Origin of the sequence: Flavobacterium azizsancarii (assembly GCF_027980145.1) — a bacterium.
GTDB classification, from domain to species: Bacteria; Bacteroidota; Bacteroidia; order Flavobacteriales; family Flavobacteriaceae; genus Flavobacterium; species Flavobacterium azizsancarii.
This window is the reverse complement of sequence record NZ_JAMZNK010000020.1, coordinates 41,552-60,240: the sequence shown is the minus strand read 5'-3', so window position 1 is coordinate 60,240 and position 18,689 is coordinate 41,552. Positions and strand designations below refer to the sequence as shown.

The 18,689-nt window shown below is 33.3% G+C and carries 16 protein-coding genes; 7 read left to right on the top strand and 9 right to left on the bottom strand.

Annotation, left to right across the window (positions count from 1 at the left end; translation table 11 throughout):
• Window positions 1-45: 45 nt before the first annotated feature.
• From NJT12_RS13310 to NJT12_RS13295, 4 genes are all read right to left on the bottom strand, one after another.
• Entirely contained in the window at window positions 46-1,281 is a 1,236-nt protein-coding gene (locus NJT12_RS13310) for a hypothetical protein (RefSeq protein ID WP_271336408.1), read from the bottom strand.
• An 843-nt stretch (window positions 1,282-2,124) separates the two neighbouring features.
• The gene (gene ric, locus NJT12_RS13305) at window positions 2,125-2,847 is read right to left on the bottom strand and encodes an iron-sulfur cluster repair di-iron protein (protein ID WP_271336407.1); all 723 of its coding nucleotides are present in this window, start codon (window positions 2,845-2,847) and stop codon (window positions 2,125-2,127) included.
• A gap of 229 nt (window positions 2,848-3,076) precedes the next feature.
• Window positions 3,077-3,595: an azurin gene (gene azu, locus NJT12_RS13300; protein WP_271336406.1), complete on the bottom strand. Its 519-nt coding sequence runs from the start codon at window positions 3,593-3,595 to the stop codon at window positions 3,077-3,079.
• 21 nt (window positions 3,596-3,616) lie between these two features.
• Complete coding sequence (locus tag NJT12_RS13295) at window positions 3,617-4,066, bottom strand: RrF2 family transcriptional regulator (RefSeq protein WP_271336438.1); 450 nt, start codon at window positions 4,064-4,066, stop codon at window positions 3,617-3,619.
• A 201-nt stretch (window positions 4,067-4,267) separates the two neighbouring features.
• Here NJT12_RS13295 and NJT12_RS13290 point away from each other — a divergent pair, with 201 nt between their 5' ends.
• On the top strand, window positions 4,268-5,059 hold the full coding sequence (locus NJT12_RS13290) for an NYN domain-containing protein (protein WP_271336405.1): 792 nt from the start codon (window positions 4,268-4,270) through the stop codon (window positions 5,057-5,059).
• Window positions 5,060-5,091: 32 nt separating this feature from the next.
• Window positions 5,092-6,600 (top strand): FMN-binding glutamate synthase family protein, encoded by a 1,509-nt coding sequence (locus tag NJT12_RS13285; protein WP_271336404.1) that lies wholly within the window; start codon window positions 5,092-5,094, stop codon window positions 6,598-6,600.
• A 252-nt stretch (window positions 6,601-6,852) separates the two neighbouring features.
• Here NJT12_RS13285 and NJT12_RS13280 read toward each other — a convergent pair whose 3' ends face one another.
• From NJT12_RS13280 to NJT12_RS13270, 3 genes are all read right to left on the bottom strand, one after another.
• The gene (locus NJT12_RS13280) at window positions 6,853-7,293 is read right to left on the bottom strand and encodes a hypothetical protein (protein ID WP_271336403.1); all 441 of its coding nucleotides are present in this window, start codon (window positions 7,291-7,293) and stop codon (window positions 6,853-6,855) included.
• A 238-nt stretch (window positions 7,294-7,531) separates the two neighbouring features.
• Entirely contained in the window at window positions 7,532-7,936 is a 405-nt protein-coding gene (locus tag NJT12_RS13275; RefSeq protein WP_271336402.1) for a hypothetical protein, read from the bottom strand.
• A gap of 5 nt (window positions 7,937-7,941) precedes the next feature.
• Window positions 7,942-9,123: a glycoside hydrolase family 88 protein gene (locus NJT12_RS13270; RefSeq protein WP_271336401.1), complete on the bottom strand. Its 1,182-nt coding sequence runs from the start codon at window positions 9,121-9,123 to the stop codon at window positions 7,942-7,944.
• Between the two features lie 140 nt (window positions 9,124-9,263).
• Here NJT12_RS13270 and NJT12_RS13265 point away from each other — a divergent pair, with 140 nt between their 5' ends.
• Window positions 9,264-9,635, top strand: a complete 372-nt coding sequence (locus NJT12_RS13265) for a ribosomal maturation YjgA family protein (RefSeq protein WP_271336399.1) — start codon at window positions 9,264-9,266, stop codon at window positions 9,633-9,635.
• A 148-nt stretch (window positions 9,636-9,783) separates the two neighbouring features.
• Here NJT12_RS13265 and NJT12_RS13260 read toward each other — a convergent pair whose 3' ends face one another.
• A complete protein-coding gene (locus NJT12_RS13260) occupies window positions 9,784-11,562 on the bottom strand; it encodes an ABC transporter ATP-binding protein (protein ID WP_271336398.1) in 1,779 nt (592 codons plus the stop codon).
• A gap of 84 nt (window positions 11,563-11,646) precedes the next feature.
• Between NJT12_RS13260 and NJT12_RS13255 the strand changes: the two genes are divergently transcribed.
• The 4 genes from NJT12_RS13255 (at window position 11,647) to NJT12_RS13240 (ending at window position 16,900) form a co-directional block, all read left to right on the top strand.
• Window positions 11,647-12,225 (top strand): non-canonical purine NTP diphosphatase, encoded by a 579-nt coding sequence (locus tag NJT12_RS13255; protein ID WP_271336397.1) that lies wholly within the window; start codon window positions 11,647-11,649, stop codon window positions 12,223-12,225.
• A gap of 204 nt (window positions 12,226-12,429) precedes the next feature.
• Window positions 12,430-14,355 (top strand): DEAD/DEAH box helicase, encoded by a 1,926-nt coding sequence (locus NJT12_RS13250; RefSeq protein WP_271336396.1) that lies wholly within the window; start codon window positions 12,430-12,432, stop codon window positions 14,353-14,355.
• 255 nt (window positions 14,356-14,610) lie between these two features.
• Window positions 14,611-15,387, top strand: coding sequence for a carboxypeptidase-like regulatory domain-containing protein (locus tag NJT12_RS13245; RefSeq protein ID WP_271336395.1), 777 nt, complete (start codon window positions 14,611-14,613; stop codon window positions 15,385-15,387).
• 202 nt (window positions 15,388-15,589) lie between these two features.
• Window positions 15,590-16,900 (top strand): DUF389 domain-containing protein, encoded by a 1,311-nt coding sequence (locus tag NJT12_RS13240; protein WP_271336394.1) that lies wholly within the window; start codon window positions 15,590-15,592, stop codon window positions 16,898-16,900.
• Between the two features lie 251 nt (window positions 16,901-17,151).
• Here NJT12_RS13240 and NJT12_RS13235 read toward each other — a convergent pair whose 3' ends face one another.
• Window positions 17,152-18,612: an aminoacyl-histidine dipeptidase gene (locus tag NJT12_RS13235; protein WP_271336393.1), complete on the bottom strand. Its 1,461-nt coding sequence runs from the start codon at window positions 18,610-18,612 to the stop codon at window positions 17,152-17,154.
• Window positions 18,613-18,689 lie beyond the last annotated feature (77 nt).

Genomic DNA, 18,689 nt, shown 5'->3' with positions numbered 1-18,689 from the left:
CTATCCGCGTTTTCGCCTTAGCGAATCAGTTTAATCCGCGTCATTTTAAAGACAAAGCTTTAAAATCTTTTTAAATATTGATGCCACAATCAAGAATAACCCAATAACAATAAGAAAGCTCATTACAAAAACTCCCTCATGATACCCAAAAAGTGCTTCGTTTCTGAAATAAATAAATCCACCCTGGAGAAACAAGAATAATTCTGTCCCTATATAGCCAAAAATAAAACTTTTTAGTCCTGTCCGAAGTAAATAAGATTGATGTGAAAGCAATTTATTCTCAATTAATATTCCAATCAAAAAACCTGTAATTATTCCTAAAGTTGTTAAATGGATAAATCCAATAACAAAGTTTCGTACCTGATGCGACACTTCGGCCAGATTAGGGATCAGAACTAATAATTGTATGCTGATTTTCAAAAACAAAGAACCCAAGGCCAAACCGTAAACTCTTTTGGCGCTTGGATCTAAAGTAGCTTTAAACGTCCTTATTTGTGGCCTTAGCATTTTATAAAAAAAGACAAAAGCAATCAATTGCACAATAACTCCAAAAGTGTTAATACCGCTTAAAAAACTACTCTTGACAAACCAACTTACAGGAAAAGCAAATGTTAAAAAAGTTGCTATGATCAATAAAATAAAGAATATTTTAAAGGATTTTGTGTCGATTTTATCTTCAAATTGTTTTAGGAATAAAGCTAAAACGGCAAATAAAAACCAGCCGTTGAACTGGAAATGCAAGAAAAACTGAATTGCAATTTGGTAAAAAACACTTTCCTTTCCCAACATACCTACTGCCGGACCTAAACACCAAACTCCAAAAGTCGAGAAAACCATAAATAAAACTGAAACCCGTAAAAGTATTTCTGCCGGAGTTTTTTCCTTAGGAATATCCTTCCATAACAATCTGCAAAAAACATAACTTAATACAATATGCAGGGTTGAAAAAATGATTGAAAACAATGCATAACCCTGAATAGGAAAACTAATCATCATGCCGATAACCGAAAATTCTGTCAGCCAAAATAACCGATTGTAAACTGGTTTTTCTTTTTTTTCTTCTGGTATAAAAAAACGAACAATTAAAACATAAATCATCAAATAAGCCCAACCCAACATCGCTACATGTGAATGCGCATGAAGCAAAAAAGCATAGTTTATGTTTAGCGGAAACAGATAGACATAACGCATTAGTAACCCAATAACTGAAGCGATCAAAAAATTAAGGAAACAACATATCATCCAACTTTTTTGCGAACTCATTTTAGATAACAATTTCATTTTTATTTAAATTCAAGTAGTTCAAAACAATCCTATATTATTATTAAAAAAATATCCCGGGTTAATTACGTCATCTGTTCGCTTGGGTTGTAAAACTTGAGTTTAAAGACATCCAAACATAGATTTTATGTGTAGAAAAAGAATACAAAAAGAAACTCATTTTTTTCACATAGCTAGTCCTGATCTCAAAACATCTATACCGAAGCCTTAGGAATATGGATTAAAATACAATCAACGCTGAATATTGCGAGGAAACATAAAAAAATATACTAAGTCACTATTTTTTGTTACAGAGAGCGCGAAGATTTTTCGCAGAGTTCACTAGAACTCAAGTTGTGTTTACACAATTCAAGCACACAACACTTTGTGAACTTTGTGTTTTTACTAAACTTATCCTATTTAAAAACTTTGCGTTCTCCGTGGTGTTTTTTTTCTATCTCGACAGTTTTTAGAATTGATACTAAAATAATTGTAACCAAGGAGTTTATGAGAAATAAAAAAGCACCGATGTAAATTAATCTATCGGTGCACTCTTTTAATTAATTAATTCAAGTTGCTACTTAATCATCTGTAGTCCCCCCTAAGGGACAATCTTGTTCTTCCAATTATTTGTTACCAATATGTAATCTCTACGAGATATAATTTTCGGTATTTATCTATTATGAAAAAGGAATCTTGTAAACAGGACTGACCATAGATAATACGTTAGGATTTAAATATTGGTAACAAGACAGCTACCAAATAAAAATATCCCGTAGGGAGTATACTTTCATATATTAACCAGTTCATTTACTGAATTGTTAAAAACTAGCAACTTGAATTAATTATACATTCTTATTTTATTTAAGCAAATTCTTTTTCCAGTACCATTGATTTAGGAAACAAAATATTATTCTCTAAATGAATATGTGTATGTAAATTTTCTTCAAATTCCTTCAGCATGGCGAATGTTACTTTGTAAGTCGTACATCCATCACTTGGAGCCTTATAATCATTCGTTAAACTGGCAATTTCGCGAAAGCGGTCTCCTTCGGCATCATGCTCGTGCATCATCATTGCAATTGGATTAGAAACAGTTCCGAAAGGTGGCTGTGCCAAAGCCTCGCCTGCTTCTTTGCCATTTACCATTTTTTTTACGAAAGGAAACAACATCAATTCTTCTTTTTTCATGTGCTGCGCCAGCTCACCTGCACATTCCGTAAACAACACATTTATTTTGAACAATTCAGGATGATTTGCGCCATGAACACTACAAAGTTTATTTAAAAACTGCATGATAATAACTGATTTTTCTTCGACATAACGGTGGTGTGTTTTTTCGATATAATCTGCTAATAAATCTAATGGCCACGAATTAAAATCGATTGTATTACCATTCTCTCCTGATAAAGCTTCCTGAATTTTTTTTAGCAGCACTTTAGGATCAATTTCTTGTTTTTCACAAACTTCATCGATCGTTCTGTTTCCTTTACAGCAAAAATCGATCTTATATTTTGAGAATACTGCCGCAGTTCTAAAATCCTCAGCCACAAATGTTCCTATTGTTTTATTTTGAAAATTTTCCATAATCCCTTAATTATTATTGTTATTGTTTTTTCTATTTTTTTAATGTCAAATCAAATACAAACCACGCCCTAGTTATAATTCCTATTCAGATCATCGAATCTCTTATAATGCACATCCTTCTTATGATAATTATTCTTCTATTTTAGGACCATTCAATAAAGGACTATTTTATCCTTTATTAGTTCTTAAAAAAACTCCAAACCTTTATTAAGATTAGGAGTTCTTGTATTTATTCTACAATTAAAACACCTTTCATCATAGCCACATGACCGGGAAAAGTACACAAGAAGTTATAAGTTCCTTTTTTATCAATTGTAAATTCGATAGTATCTTCTTCACCTCCGCCCAGTAATTTAGTATGAGCAATAATCGAAGCTTTTTCTGAAGCCGGAATATAATCCGTATCTTTTGCTGCAATCGCTTTTACTGCAAAAGCTGCTTCATCAGTTCCTTCCTGAAGAATAACTAAATTATGCCCCATTGCTTCTTTAGGAATTTTACCTACATGTTTTAAAGTTAATTTGATTGGTTTTCCTGCAACAGCTCTTAGCTCATTTTTATTAAACTGCATTTGGTCATTTCCTTCAATAACTAATACATTTTCTGCCGCCGCCGGAGCTGCTTCACCTTCTGTCGAAGTTTCATTTACTTCTGTTGCTTCAACTGGAGTAGTTTCTTTTTTCCCGCAAGAAGTTATTGCTAAGAATCCCATTAGGACTAATACCGAAATTTTGGTTTTTGCATTCATTTTAAAATAATTATTTAAATGTTAATCGTTTGTATTTATACCTTTTAGGAAAAAATCACCTGATTTTACTCCTAAAGCAAGCTGTTCTAAAGTTGTTGTTGTAAGCATTTCTAAAAGAAGTCCTCTGATTTTTTTAAACTCAAAATGTACAGGACAAGGACGCTCTTCTGAGCATTCTTTAAGGCCAATGCCACAACCTCTATAAATTTTATCCCCATCAATTGCATCTACAATCTGAATTAATTTTATTGCTTTTAATGCTTCATTCGAAACTTCAAAACCTCCACCTACTCCTTTGGCCGAATGAATAATTCCGTTTTTAGTCAAAATCTGCATAATCTTGGCAGTAAATGGCTCCGGCGAATCAATTTCTTTAGCGACATCCTTTATTCCAACCCTAATTCCTTTGGAAGATTTTGTTGCAATAAAAATAGAAGCCCTAATTCCGTACTCACACGCTTTTGAAAACATATATTGATTAATTAATTCCATACAAATATAATGAAGCGCATCATAAAAGACAAATTTATCCTTAATTAATTTTATAAGTAAATCCCTTATTTATAACCAAAATAATTAGTAAAGGACAAAACACTTATTCGGGATCAAATTCAAATAAAAACCAATTTTAATTTTACCTTTGGAAGTACTAATTTTTCTAACACCTAAATAATGGCTTTAAGCAACTCAAAAGACCTCAAATTAGCCGTTCTTATTGATGCCGATAATGTACCTTACAGTAATGTAAAAGGCATGATGGAAGAAATAACAAAATTTGGCACACCCACTACAAAACGTATATATGCTGACTGGACTAAACCTAATTCTAATGGCTGGAAAGCTGTTTTACTAGAACATGCAATTACTCCAATCCAGCAATACAGTTATACGGTAGGAAAAAATTCATCAGATTCTGCTTTGATTATCGATGCTATGGATTTGCTTTATTCAGGAAAACTGGACGGATTTTGTATTGTTTCGAGCGATAGTGATTTTACTCGTTTAGCTATCAGACTAAGAGAATCCGGCATGAAAGTAATTGGTATTGGCGAGAAGAAAACACCAAATTCTTTTATTGTTGCCTGTGACCGATTTATTTATATTGAAGTTTTAGACGGGGCAATCCAAAAGAAAAAACCTAAAACAACTGCGGCAACTTCTGCAACTGATGCCAAAAAGGTTATCGAAAAACCTGCTGAAAAGGCGTTACATAAAATAGACAAACAAACCATTGAGCTTATCGAAGCCACCATAGAAGACATTGAAGATGACGATGGCTGGGCATTTCTTGGTGATGTTGGAAATCTTATTGTAAAGAAAAAACCTGAATTTGACCCAAGAAATTATGGTTTTTCCAAGCTTACACCTATGCTTAAATCGCTAACGGATATTCTTGAAATTGATGAAAGAGAATCTGACAAAAAAGGAATCAAACATGTATATGTGCGCCTGCGATTCAATTAATTATTAAACATTACTTTTTAAATTTTAAAAACATGAGAAAAAAATTCTTTATATATGGAATCTTATTGTTTCTAGTTGTTCTTGCAATCTATCTTAAAACTGAGCGTGGTTTTTTACTCGTTATTATTATACCGGTATTATTGGTTGTTGGCTTTTATAATACACTTCAAAAAAAGCATGCTATTTTAAGGAACTTTCCTGTGCTAGGCTATTTCAGGTATTTATTTGAAATGATTGCACCTGAAATTCAGCAATATTTTATCGAAAGATCTACTGACGGACGACCTTTCTCACGAAATCAAAGATCTTTAGTGTATCAAAGAGCAAAAAATATTGATTCAAGTACGCCTTTTGGAACACAGCAAAACTTAAATCATGATAGCTATGAAGGAATAAAACACTCTATTTTTCCGGCCAAAGTTAACGAGGAATTACCTCGTGTGCTTGTTGGCGGAAAAGATTGTAAACAACCTTATTTAGCTTCTTTATTTAATGTTTCTGCTATGAGCTTTGGTTCATTAAGCGAAAATGCTGTTCGTGCCATCAATATTGGTGCAAAAAAAGGAAACTTCTACCAAAATACGGGAGAAGGTGGTTTAACCGAATTTCATCTGGCCGGAGGTGGTGATATTACCTGGCAAATAGGTACAGGATATTTTGGCTGTCGTGATAATGAAGGAAATTTTAATCCTGAAAAATTCTCAGAAAAAGCGAATCTTCCTAACGTTAAAATGATCGAAATTAAACTTTCGCAAGGTGCTAAACCAGGTCATGGAGGTGTACTTCCTGCTGCTAAAAATACAGAACAAATTGCTAAAATAAGAGGTGTTGAACCACATACTATGATTCTTTCTCCTCCTGGACATCATGCTTTTTCAGACAGTAAGGGACTTATACATTTTATTGCTCAATTACGTCAATTATCAAACGGAAAACCTGTTGGATTTAAATTATGTATTGGAAATACAGCCGAATTTGAAGCTATTTGCCACGAAATGATTGCTGAGGATATTTATCCTGATTTTATAACTATCGATGGTGCTGAAGGGGGAACCGGAGCTGCTCCGTTAGAATTTGCTGATGGAGTTGGGATGCCTTTTGAACCTGCTTTGATATTTGTAAACAAAACTTTAATTGGATTAAATATTCGTGATAAAATACGAGTTATCGGCAGTGGAAAAATCATATCTGGTTATTCTATTTTACATGCAATAGCTTTAGGCGCAGATATGTGCAATAGCGCTCGTGGTTTCATGTTCTCATTGGGCTGCATACAAGCATTGCGTTGTCATAATAATGAATGCCCTACTGGTGTTGCCACCCAAAATAAAATGCTGATGAAAGGTTTGGTTGTTACAGATAAATCAGATCGTGTCTACCATTTTCATAAAAACACATTACATGCCGCTAATGAACTTTTAGCAGCGGCAGGCAAAAAAAGCTATGCCGATGTTGATAGTAATATTTTCATGCGCGGTGATGAATTTGGTCATCTGTCAGATTCTTATTTCCCGGACATCTTAACTAATGTCACGAAATGATAAAAACAAAAGCCTCTTTGAAATTTTAGAGGGCACTGAAAAAGTAACCGTTTATCAAAAGAGGCTGTTTTCAAATATGAAAACAGCTTCTTTTTCTTTGATATCCTCGGATAGGTGACGGAGAACACTTTCGTACAGACGATTCTCAGAGCCTCTATTTTACTTATAAAATTACCTTTTTAACTTTAAAGGACTTTTTCAGTGCCCTCAAATTTTACAAAGAGGCTTTTTTTATTTACTTTATTTCTTAAACTAGAGTTTCGCAGCAGTTACTTTCTCTTCTTTACCGCCATCAGTATTTTCTAAAACTGCCAGTTCTTCTTTATCAACTACGCGCTGAGCAAGAATAGCATTATTATAAGCTAAGAAATAAACATCAAATTTTACTCCTTCTTCGATTAACGCTCTTGAAATTTGATCGTTCTTAATCATTTCCTTCAACAAGTCCGGAAACGAATCTTTGTAGGTTAATTTGTTTGATTCATTCTCTTCCAGATTGGTTTCAATTCTGATTTCAATCTTATTGTCATTCAAAAATGCTTTGGCACTCGTACTTGTAATCCCGCTTCCCTTGATTGATGACGAAGTGTTGTAGGTACTCACATGTTCCTGGATTCGTTGCTTGGTATTTTTACAACTTACCAATAACAATGCAATAATAAGACAAAATGCGATTTGGGTAATTTTTTTCATAATTTTTTAGGTTTATGGTTATTTTTTAACTCAAACATAATGATCTTTTTAAACAAAAGCAACTTCAAAACACAAAAAGAAATACTGTAATTATTTGACTACAACTTGATTATCCAAAATAAAACAACAAAAACGGATAAAGAACAAGGAAATTTTTTCATGAAATCTACCAATAAAACAACATAAAAAGCCGCTTTAAAAACAATTAAAGCGGCTTTTTGACAGTAGTAAAATTTAGTTATTTCAATAACTCACCTACAGATTCTTTGTTTATTATTTCTTTTACAAGAACAGTATTGTCATTAGCTAAAAAATAAGTATCAAATTGAACTCCTTCTTCTATAAGTTCTTTAGGAATTTGATTTGTATTGATCATTTCTTTCAAGAGCTTCGGAAACGATGTGTTTGCTTTTACTTTATTAGAATCATTGAGCTCTAAACTAGTTTCAAATCGCAATTCGATTTTGTTGTCATTTATATAACCTCTGGCAGTCGTAAGAGTAACATCATCTGCTTTAAAATTTACGGCAGTACTATTATACGTTTTTACATATTCCTGAAGTTTTTGTTTCGTGTTTTTACAACTTACTATCAGCAATACTAAAGCAACTGTAAATGAAATTTGAATAATTCTTTTGATCATAACTTTTAGTTTTTTAGTTTTTGCAATCTTAAAAGAGCTTCAAGATAATAATAATCTGCATAATTTATCGAACAATCTATTTCGCTTCCGGCAGGTTTATGACCGGTTGAATGAAGCAAAAAAGCTGAATTTACATTGTGACTTTGATAATGGTCTGAAAGTGAGACAATCATTTTTTTAGACTTTGTCAGGTATTCATTTTTTAGTTTTGTGTCTTTGGTATAAGAACTCAATTCGATAAGCGCCGAAGATACAATTGCCGCTGCCGAAGCATCTCTAGGTTCATTTGGAATCCCGGGTGCATTAAAATCCCAATACGGTATCAAGTCTTCTGTTGTTAATCGGTCCAAATATACACGCGCTACTTTATGTGCAAAATCTAAAAATTTAGAATCTTTTGTTTCTCTGTACACCATTGTAAATCCATAAATTGACCACGCCTGACCTCTCGCCCACATACTGTCATCACTATAACCTTGCGCAGTCATTCCTTTTATTTTCTTACCCGTTTCATAATCATAAATTACAACATGATACGAACTGTAATCAGGTCTAAAATGATTATTCATTGTAGTTTCGGCATGTTTTACAGCAATGTCATAGAGCTTTTTATTCCCTCCGCTTTTAGAAGCCCAAAAAAGCAGTTCTAAATTCATCATATTATCGATAATCGTATTGTGGCCTTCATATTTATGATGCGGCCAGGATAAGATCGTTCCTACTTTTGGATTAAAAAGCGTTGCCAAAGTATCGGCAGATTTAAGAATAATATCTTTGTAGGCAGGATTTTTTGTCAAACGATATCCATTTCCAAAACTATTAAAAATCTGAAAACCCAAATCATGATCATTCGCTTTACTCACCGATAAAGGCTTTAGAAACTGACTGAATTTATCTGCTTCTTTTTCCCATTTTTTATCCCCTGTTGCTTCATATAAATACCATAATTCTCCAGGCCAGAAACCGCTTGTCCAATCTTTATAATCAACAAACTTCCATTCTTTGCTTCCATTTGGGACAGTTCTTGGCGATGTTCCGTCATCCGGGATTACAGCTAAAGTTTTCGAAGCTTGTGCTGCACAATATTCAAATTGCTTTTTGATATTAAATGAATTCTTTTTTTGAGAATAGCTAATATTCCCTAATAGGAATAAAGCAAAAATAAGAGTCGTAAATCTTGTATTCATGTGGTTATTTTAATTTTAGACAGAAAGTTATTTTACATTTTTTTGCAATCGATAAATTTATAAAATAAAGCAGACGTAACCGAATCTTTGTATTTTTGTTTACCCAAAAAAGTACTAATGATACCGCCAAAAATCAAAATTTGAAAAAACACAGACCTTATTATTTTATTTTACTTCTTGTAATTATTTTTCTGGGAATCATGTCACGAAAAACGGATCTTATTCCATTATCTACAGGAGATTTTCTTTATGCTGTCATGATGTATGTTTTTATTCGCATACTAATGATCGATAAAAAAGGCATTCAAATCATAATTACCTCTTTATTAATTTGCTACGGAATTGAATTTTCGCAGCTCTACCATGCAAATTGGATTGACGAACTTAGAAATACTCTTTTAGGAAAATATACTCTGGGTCAAGGTTTTCTATGGACAGATATTCTGGCATATACTATGGGAATCTTATTGGCTTTTGGGATCGAAAGGATTGTTTTGAAACGTAAATTTTAACGATTTAGCCCTCTTTTATCACTGTCATCCCGAGGCACGAGGAATCTCACCACGAAACTAACACAAAGTATTTTCCCTAAATTGTCGAGCTACTTGATGAGATTCCTCGTGCCTCGGAATGACAAAAATACGCAGATAAACTTTTAAACTAATCCAGTGTTTGAGTAATCTTATCCAGGTTCAGACTATTTGCCATTGCGGTAAATATTTGATAATAGGTTGATTTATTTTCGTATAATTCGTCATGAGTTCCTTTTTCGATACATCTTCCTTGTTCCAGCACTATGATATTTGCTGCATCAATAATTTGAGAAATACTGTGCGAAATGATAATTACTGTTCGGTCTTTTTTTATGGCATCCAGAGACTTTTTAATTTGTTCTGTTGCTATGGCATCCAGACTTGCCGTAGGTTCATCCAGGAAAATAATTGGAGGATTTTTCAAAAACAATCTTGCAATTGCAATTCGCTGTTGTTGTCCGCCTGAAAGTAAATGTGCATCAGAATCATAACCTTTAGGCAATTGCATTACTTGTTCGTGAATATAAGCTTGTTGAGCTGCCTCTATAATTTCAGATTGTGAAGCATCTGGTTTTCCGTATAAAATATTTTCGGCTATTGTACCTTTAAAAATATGATTTTTCTGCAATACCAATCCAATGTTTTTTCTTAGAAAATCAGTATTATAATCATTTAAATCTACTCCATCCAAATAGATTTTTCCCGATGTAGGTAAATAAAACTTATCTAGTAAATTAATGATCGTACTTTTTCCGGCACCACTTAACCCTACTAAAGCTGTGGTTTCGTTAGGTTTTATTGTAAAATCAATTCCAAAAAGAGCCTTTGTTCCGTTTGGATAAACAAAGTCAACATTTTTAACCTCGATAAGTCCCACAATTTTTTCAGGGATATAATCGCCACTTACTTCTTTTTCATTATCGGATTCTAGAATATCAAAAAATCCTTCAGAATAAATCAAAGCATCATTTACTTCATCATAAATTCGGTGCAATTGCCTGATTGGTGCAGAGACATTATTAAACAACATAATATGAAACATGATTGCTCCAATTGTCATCGTATTATTCAAAACAAAATACGCGGTCAGAATAATGATAATTACTACTCCTATCTGTTCTACAAAACCTTTAATACTTTCAAAAATAAAACTGGTCTTTCTGGTTGCTAACTGATTTTCGGTCATTTCAAACTGAATATCCTTATGTCGGTCTGCTTCCATTGGCTCGCGCACAAATGATTTAATCACAGTTATGGATTCAATCAAACTAATGATTCCGTTATTTTTTGTCTCGCGATAATTACGCATTCTTCGCCTAAACCCACTTAATTTAGTTGCCTGTAATTGACTGATATAAAAATAAATGGGAATAATGCATAAACTCACCAAACCTACATATACATTAGCATAGAACATAATTGCCAATGCAACAAAAGCATTTGCAAACAAAGGCAGGATATCAATAAAAAAATTCTGGACCAATCGTGTTAAACTGCTTATTCCTAAATCTATTCTGGTTTGAAGTTTTCCGCTTTCATTTTCGCCAGACGTATAAAATTCCATTCGATAGCTTAAGATTTTTTCGACTATTGCCTGCGAAATATCACGGGTTATGAAGATGCGCAATTTTTCGCCGTAAAACTTTTGACCAAATTGCACTACTGAATAAACCAATTCTTTAGAAAGTAAAACAATACTAATAATCTCTAATAAATGAAAACCTTTTGATAATGGTTCGTGAGCAACCATTAAATTACTAATTGAATCTACTGTATACTTTAATATTAATGCATTGACCTGAGCGGCAAACGATCCCAGAAAAGTTAGCAATAAAGTCGCAATAACCATTTTCCTGTAAGGCTTAACAAAAGGGGTTATTTTTTTATATAGTAAAGAAATCTTCATTTATTTTAATTTTTCGTCACATATCAAATATAAGAATTCTAAATTTGTGTTTATATATTCAACAACAGATAAAAACAAATTCTTATGCAACTGGTTTTCGCCTCAAACAACCTTAATAAAATCAAAGAAATCCAAAGTATCTTAAAAGGATCTATCCAATTATTAAGTCTCGAAGACATTGGCTGTAACGAAGACATTCCTGAAACTGCTGACACAATTGAAGGAAATGCAATTTTGAAGGCGAATTATGTAACTGAAAAATTTGGTTATGATTGTTTTGCAGATGATACCGGTTTAGAGGTTAAAGCTTTAAATGGAGAACCGGGCGTATATTCAGCAAGATATGCAGGAGAACAACGCGATTCTGATGATAATATGGATAAACTTCTAAACTCTTTATCAAATAAGGAAGATCGCAGTGCTCAGTTTAAGACCGTTATCGCATTAAATATAAAAGGAGAACAGCATTTATTTACCGGAATCGCAAAAGGACATATAGTTCTGGAGAAAAAAGGAGATAAGGGTTTTGGTTATGATCCTATTTTTAAGCCAGAAAATTACGACGAAACATTTGCCGAAATATCTTCAGAGATAAAGAATAAAATCAGCCATCGTGCAAAAGCTACTAATCAACTAATTGATTTTCTGAACACAATCAAATAATTGTTTTAAATACAACATTTTAAAGTCTAAATTTTATATTTCACGACGTAATTTTGCAGAAAATTCTTCAATTTCTCAACAAAATGATTTTACATTAAACATAACTTTTTGATAATCAAATCATAACAAATACATAATTCTTAAAATAGCATTAGTTTATCTGAATAATTAACAGTAATTTTGCACCCTATTTTAAAAATACATATGAACAAATTTGAACAATTAGGATTGAGTGAATCGTTACTGAAGGCGATTTTAGATCTAGGATTTGAAAATCCGACCGAAGTACAGGAGAAAGCGATTCCCCTATTATTGGAAAAAGACACAGATATGGTTGCGTTGGCTCAGACAGGGACAGGGAAAACGGCAGCTTTTGGTTTTCCGCTAATTCAAAAAATTGATGCCAACAACAGAAATACACAAGCATTAATTTTATCTCCAACACGCGAACTATGTTTGCAGATTACCAACGAAATTAAAAACTACTCTAAATACGAAAAAGGTATTAATGTGGTAGCAGTTTACGGTGGAGCTAGCATTACAGAGCAAGCAAGAGACATTAAAAGAGGAGCACAAATTATTGTGGCTACTCCAGGTAGAATGCAAGATATGATTAACAGAGGATTGGTAAACATTTCTCAAATCAACTATTGTGTTCTTGATGAGGCTGACGAAATGTTGAACATGGGATTCTACGAAGATATCGTAAACATTCTTTCAACTTCTCCAGACGAAAAAAGCACATGGTTGTTCTCTGCAACTATGCCACAAGAGGTTGCAAGAATTGCAAAACAATTCATGCACGAGCCTTTAGAAATTACAGTAGGTGCTAAAAACTCAGGTTCAGCTACCGTTTCTCACGAATTTTACTTAGTAAATGCACGTGACCGTTACGAAGCTTTGAAACGTTTAGCCGATGCAAATCCAGACATTTTCTCTGTGGTTTTCTGTCGTACTAAAAGAGATACACAGGCTGTTGCCGAAAAATTAATTGAAGATGGATACAGCGCTGCTGCATTGCACGGAGATTTATCTCAGGCGCAACGTGATGGTGTAATGAAGTCTTTCCGTGGAAGACAAATTCAGATGCTTGTTGCAACTGACGTTGCTGCACGTGGTATTGACGTAGATAACATTACTCACGTAGTGAACTACCAACTACCTGACGAAATCGAAACTTACAATCACCGTTCCGGACGTACTGGTAGAGCTGGAAAATTAGGAACTTCTATTGTAATTGTTACAAAAAGTGAGTTGCGTAAAATTTCTTCTATCGAAAGAATCATCAAACAAAAGTTTGAAGAAAAAACTATCCCATCTGGAATCGAAATTTGTGAGATTCAACTATTGCACTTAGCAAACAAAATTAAAGATACTGAGGTTGATCACGAAATTGACAACTATTTACCAGCTATCAACAATGTTCTTGAAGGTTTATCTAAAGAAGAGCTGATCAAGAAAATGGTTTCAGTAGAATTTAACCGTTTTATTGCTTACTACAAGAAAAACAGAGACATTTCTAACCAGTCTTCAGGTTCTGAAAGACGCGAAAGAAGTGATTCTGAGCCAAGAGAATTCAATAATAATGGAGCAGTTCGTTATTTTGTAAACATTGGTTCAAGAGATAATTTTGACTGGATGACACTTAAGGACTACCTGAAAGAAACATTAGACTTAGGTCGTGATGACGTTTTCAAAGTAGACGTAAAAGAAGGTTTCTCTTTCTTTAACACTGATCCTGAGCATACTGACAAAGTAATGGAAGTATTAAACAACGTACAATTAGAAGGACGTCGTATTAATGTTGAAATTTCTAAAAATGATGGTGGCGGAAGACGTGACCATAACGGACGTTCTGGTGGTGGAAGAAGTTCTGGCGGACCAAGAAGAGAAGGTTCTGGCGGAGGAAGTTTCGGACCAAGACGTGAAGGTTCTGGTGGTGGAGGTTTTAGAAGCGACAGAAACTCTGCTCCAAGAGAAGGTGGTTTCAGAAGCGACAGAAACTCTGCTCCAAGAGAAGGTGGCTTTAGAAATTCAGCTCCAAGAACTGAAGGTGGTTCAGACAGAGCTCCAAGACGTTCTGAAAGCTTTGGTGATTCACCAAGACCAAGAAGACCAAGAAGAGATTAATATTTTAATATCTTGAAATACAAAATCCCAAATTCCAAATACAACTGGAATTTGGGATTTTTTTTTACTTTAATAATGTTATTTCCGATAAAAAAAATTTAGAATCCAAAACTATGTAACCTAAATCTTCTTTATCTCATTTTATTTAAATACTAAAAGCTCCACTACGACCTTTGTTAATTTTCTGATAATTATATTCGAAGACTGCGAAATATTTAATCCTGATTTAGTACTTTTAGTGCTTTAAATAAGGATATGAAATATTTCGCAGTTTTCTTTTTTACACTACTATCTACTACTATTAGTTTTGCACAAGATGTTGAATCTACAGTACCGCAAAGAGTATCTGGTTACATTATCAACGATAATACTAAACAACCGCTTGCTAATGTAAATATCATCAACACCAACAAAGTTCGTGGTGCAAAGTCTGATGCTAAAGGATATTTTGAGATCGATGTACAATTAAATGACACTATTCACTTTTCGATTTTAGGATTTCAATCTTTAAGAATTAGGGTAACAAATGACTGGATAAAAAATAAAGTGACCAGAATACAGCTTACTGAAAAAGCAATTGCCCTTGAAGAAGTGATCATTGCTCCTTTTAGTTTAACTGGGTATCTTGAAGTCGATTCAAAATTGATTCCAACAAAAGAAAATTACCGTTACAGTATCTCAGGTCTTACCCAAGGTTATGAAGCTGGTGAATATTCTCCAAATGCCTTTGGAAAAGTATTAGGATCTATTTTTAATCCTGCGGATGTACTTTATGGTTTCTTTGGAAAAAATGCAAAGGAACTCAAGAAATTAAAAGAAATGAGAAAGGATGATACAGTTCGAAATCTTCTGGAATCTAAATATGACCGTGAAACTGTTTCTGTACTTTTAGGTGTTAGTAAAGACGAAATTCCTGAAATTTTGCAACGTTGTAATTACTCTGAATCCTTTATACAATCTGCAAATGATTTACAGATTATGGATGCAATTAACGGTTGCTATGAACAATATAAAGTACTAAAACGAAATTAAGTTACATCTTATAACTACAACTCAAATCCTCAATTTCTAAAATTGAGGATTTTTTTGTTTTCTAAAAAAGCAATAGAATTAATTTACCCTACCTTTTGCAGTACTTTATCTTACAAAGGTAGGTTTTAGTGCTTTTTTTGATTAAATTAGACTTCTATACTCCTATCCAATTAATCTACAATCTCAACTCAATTATAAGCTCATGAAGGATATAACTCAAAAAGTTTTAAATTTTATTGATCTTCACAAAGGCGAAGAGAATAAAAAATCAGTTATCGAAAATATAACAGGCGCTATATCGTTCAGAGGCTCAAATATATGGATTTTGGCTTGTGCTATTATTATAGCATCCGTAGGTTTAAATGTTAATTCGACAGCTGTAATTATTGGTGCAATGCTAATTTCTCCTTTAATGGGACCAATTGTTGGCGCCGGTTTTGGACTAGGAATGTATGATTTTGAGCTTTTAAAAAAATCAATAAAAAATCTGTTGATCGCAACACTAGTAAGTCTGGCTACTTCTACTTTATATTTCTATATTAGCCCTTTTAAGGAAGCACAATCTGAATTATTAGCCAGAACTTCTCCAAATATTTACGATATTTTAATTGCGTTTTTTGGAGGCTTAGTTGGTGTAATAGCCGTAACACGTGTAGAAAAAGGAAATCCAATTCCCGGCGTAGCTATCGCAACTGCATTGATGCCGCCACTTTGTACGGCTGGTTATGGTTTGGCTCTTGGCAATTATCTCTATTTTTTTGGCGCGCTATATCTTTATACTATCAATTGTGTGTTTATTTGTATTGCTACTTTTGTGATTGTAAAATATTTGAATTATCCAATTGCACAACAACTGGATTTAAGACATCAGAAAAGGGTAAAATATGGTATTACAATTCTTATTTTACTTTTAATTGTTCCCAGTATATATTTTGCTTACCAGTTATATGTTCAAAAAAATTATAATTCAAGAACAGAAATTTTCATCCAGAAAGAATTCCTGGACAATGACTACCCCATTATTTATAAAAAAATAAGATACAATACTGATCCAAAAAGAATTGAATTGGCCTTTTTAGCGAAAAAATTTAGTGATACTGAGATCATCAATCTTAATAAAAAACTGGTAAACTACAATCTTCCAAACACAAAATTAATTATCAGGCAGGATACTGTTAATTTAAGGAAAGACATTATGGATCAAATCAACAATAATCAAAGTGTTGTCGATCAAAAGGATATTTTAATAAATAATTTACGGAATCAATTGGCCCAATATCAATTCAATAACAACCAGATTAGCAATGAAGCTAAAATACTTTTTCCTGCCGTTACCTCTCTTACCATTGGAAATTATACTGTAGAAAGCGAAACAAATAAATCAAAAATTATTCCCGTTATTCTTTTTCAGAGCAAGAAAAAAGTTGATTTAGAGATGAAACAAAAAATGAAAATGTGGCTAAAAACAAGACTTGAAAAAGATTCTATTGAGGTATATCAACAAAATAATTAATATAAACTCAAAAATAGAACCTATATTTACTTTAAAAATAAGTTAACTATCTAAATTGAAATATTATGGCAAAGAGTCAGGATGCTAAGAAAACAGCAAAAAAAGAACCGTTAAAAACGGCTAAAGAAAAAAAAGAAGAAAAGAGAGAAAAGAAAAATGCTCCTAAAAGAGATTAGTTTTCAATCTCAGTTTACAGTCTCAGTTTACAGTTCTTTGAAACTGAATACTGAGACTGCGACTGAATACTGTGACTATTTAACCGGAATATTAGAAAGAATTTCTAATATAAATTTCCAATATTTTTGAGCCGAAGAAATACTTGCTCTTTCATCCGGAGAATGTGCACCGTGAATTGTTGGTCCAAAAGAAATCATATCCATTTCAGGATAATTTGTTCCCAGAATTCCACATTCTAAACCAGCGTGACAAGCCACTACTTTAGGTTTTTCGTTGTTTTGTTTCTCGTAGATTCCTACCAAAGTATCTAATATTTCAGAGTTTACATTTGGCGTCCATCCCGGATAAGAACCAGAAAGTTCTACTTCGCAACCTACCAATTCAAAAGCTGAACGCAACGCATTAGCCAAATCAAATTTAGAAGTTTCAACAGAAGAACGTGTTAAACATCCAATAGATATTTCACCATCTTTTACGATAACTCTTGCAATATTATTTGAAGTTTCTACCAGGTCAGCCATATCAGCACTCATTCTGTAAACACCATTGTGAGCAGCATAAACAGCACGAATAATTCCTTCCTGAACACCTAAATCCATTACTTTTGAAGGCGTATCGCATTTTACGATATCAATAGATAAGTTTGGCTCAGTCGTTTTATATTCAGTTTTTATATCATTGATGATTTCCTGCATATCAAAAATATACGCTTCATCAAACATTTCAGAAATAATTACTTTTGCAACACTTTCTCTCGGAATTGCATTTCTTAAACTTCCTCCATTGATCTCTGCTACCTGCAAACCAAAGTTTTCAAAAGCATCAAACAACAAACGGTTCATGATTTTATTCGCGTTTCCTAAACCTTTGTGAATATCCATTCCTGAATGACCACCTTTTAGACCTTTTACGGTAATAATATGCCCAACTGAACCTTCCGGAACTTCTTCTTCATTATATGCTCTTGTAGCCGTTACATCAATTCCACCAGCACAACCAATATCAATTTCATCATCTTCTTCAGTATCTAAATTCAAAAGAATCTGACCTTGAAGAATTCCTCTTTTTAGATTTAAAGCTCCGGTCATTCCCGTTTCCTCATCAATTGTAAACAAGGCTTCGATTGCAGGATGCGGAATGTCTTTACTTTCTAAAACAGCCATAATTGTAGCTACTCCTAATCCATTATCAGCACCAAGCGTTGTACCACGGGCACGAACCCAGTCTCCATCAACATACATGTCGATTCCCTGACTATCAAAATCAAAAACAGTATCAGCATTTTTTTGGTGCACCATATCCAGATGCCCCTGCATAACAATTGCTTTACGGTTTTCCATTCCCGGAGTTGCCGGTTTTCTGATAATTACATTTCGAATATCGTCTTCAAAAGTTTCTAAACCTAAGCTGTTTCCAAAGTTTTTCATAAACTCGATCACGCGTTCTTCTTTCTTTGACGGACGTGGAACTGCATTTAAATCTGCAAACTTATTCCATAGCGCTTTAGGCTCCAGATTTCTTATTTCCTGACTCATTATATTTTGTTTGAAGTTTAACAATTAAGAGCTCCAAAGTTACAAAGTTTAAACTCGTTTTATGGGTAAAGTGCTTA

Coding starts and splice junctions, on each gene's coding strand:
- NJT12_RS13310 (WP_271336408.1), bottom strand. CDS start 1,281: ATGAAATTGTTATCTAAAATGAGTTCGCAAAAAAGTTGGATGATATGT.
- ric (WP_271336407.1), bottom strand. CDS start 2,847: ATGGAAAATTTTCAAAATAAAACAATAGGAACATTTGTGGCTGAGGAT.
- azu (WP_271336406.1), bottom strand. CDS start 3,595: ATGAATGCAAAAACCAAAATTTCGGTATTAGTCCTAATGGGATTCTTA.
- NJT12_RS13295 (WP_271336438.1), bottom strand. CDS start 4,066: ATGTTTTCAAAAGCGTGTGAGTACGGAATTAGGGCTTCTATTTTTATT.
- NJT12_RS13290 (WP_271336405.1), top strand. CDS start 4,268: ATGGCTTTAAGCAACTCAAAAGACCTCAAATTAGCCGTTCTTATTGAT.
- NJT12_RS13285 (WP_271336404.1), top strand. CDS start 5,092: ATGAGAAAAAAATTCTTTATATATGGAATCTTATTGTTTCTAGTTGTT.
- NJT12_RS13280 (WP_271336403.1), bottom strand. CDS start 7,293: ATGAAAAAAATTACCCAAATCGCATTTTGTCTTATTATTGCATTGTTA.
- NJT12_RS13275 (WP_271336402.1), bottom strand. CDS start 7,936: ATGATCAAAAGAATTATTCAAATTTCATTTACAGTTGCTTTAGTATTG.
- NJT12_RS13270 (WP_271336401.1), bottom strand. CDS start 9,123: ATGAATACAAGATTTACGACTCTTATTTTTGCTTTATTCCTATTAGGG.
- NJT12_RS13260 (WP_271336398.1), bottom strand. CDS start 11,562: ATGAAGATTTCTTTACTATATAAAAAAATAACCCCTTTTGTTAAGCCT.
- NJT12_RS13255 (WP_271336397.1), top strand. CDS start 11,647: ATGCAACTGGTTTTCGCCTCAAACAACCTTAATAAAATCAAAGAAATC.
- NJT12_RS13250 (WP_271336396.1), top strand. CDS start 12,430: ATGAACAAATTTGAACAATTAGGATTGAGTGAATCGTTACTGAAGGCG.
- NJT12_RS13245 (WP_271336395.1), top strand. CDS start 14,611: ATGAAATATTTCGCAGTTTTCTTTTTTACACTACTATCTACTACTATT.
- NJT12_RS13240 (WP_271336394.1), top strand. CDS start 15,590: ATGAAGGATATAACTCAAAAAGTTTTAAATTTTATTGATCTTCACAAA.
- NJT12_RS13235 (WP_271336393.1), bottom strand. CDS start 18,612: ATGAGTCAGGAAATAAGAAATCTGGAGCCTAAAGCGCTATGGAATAAG.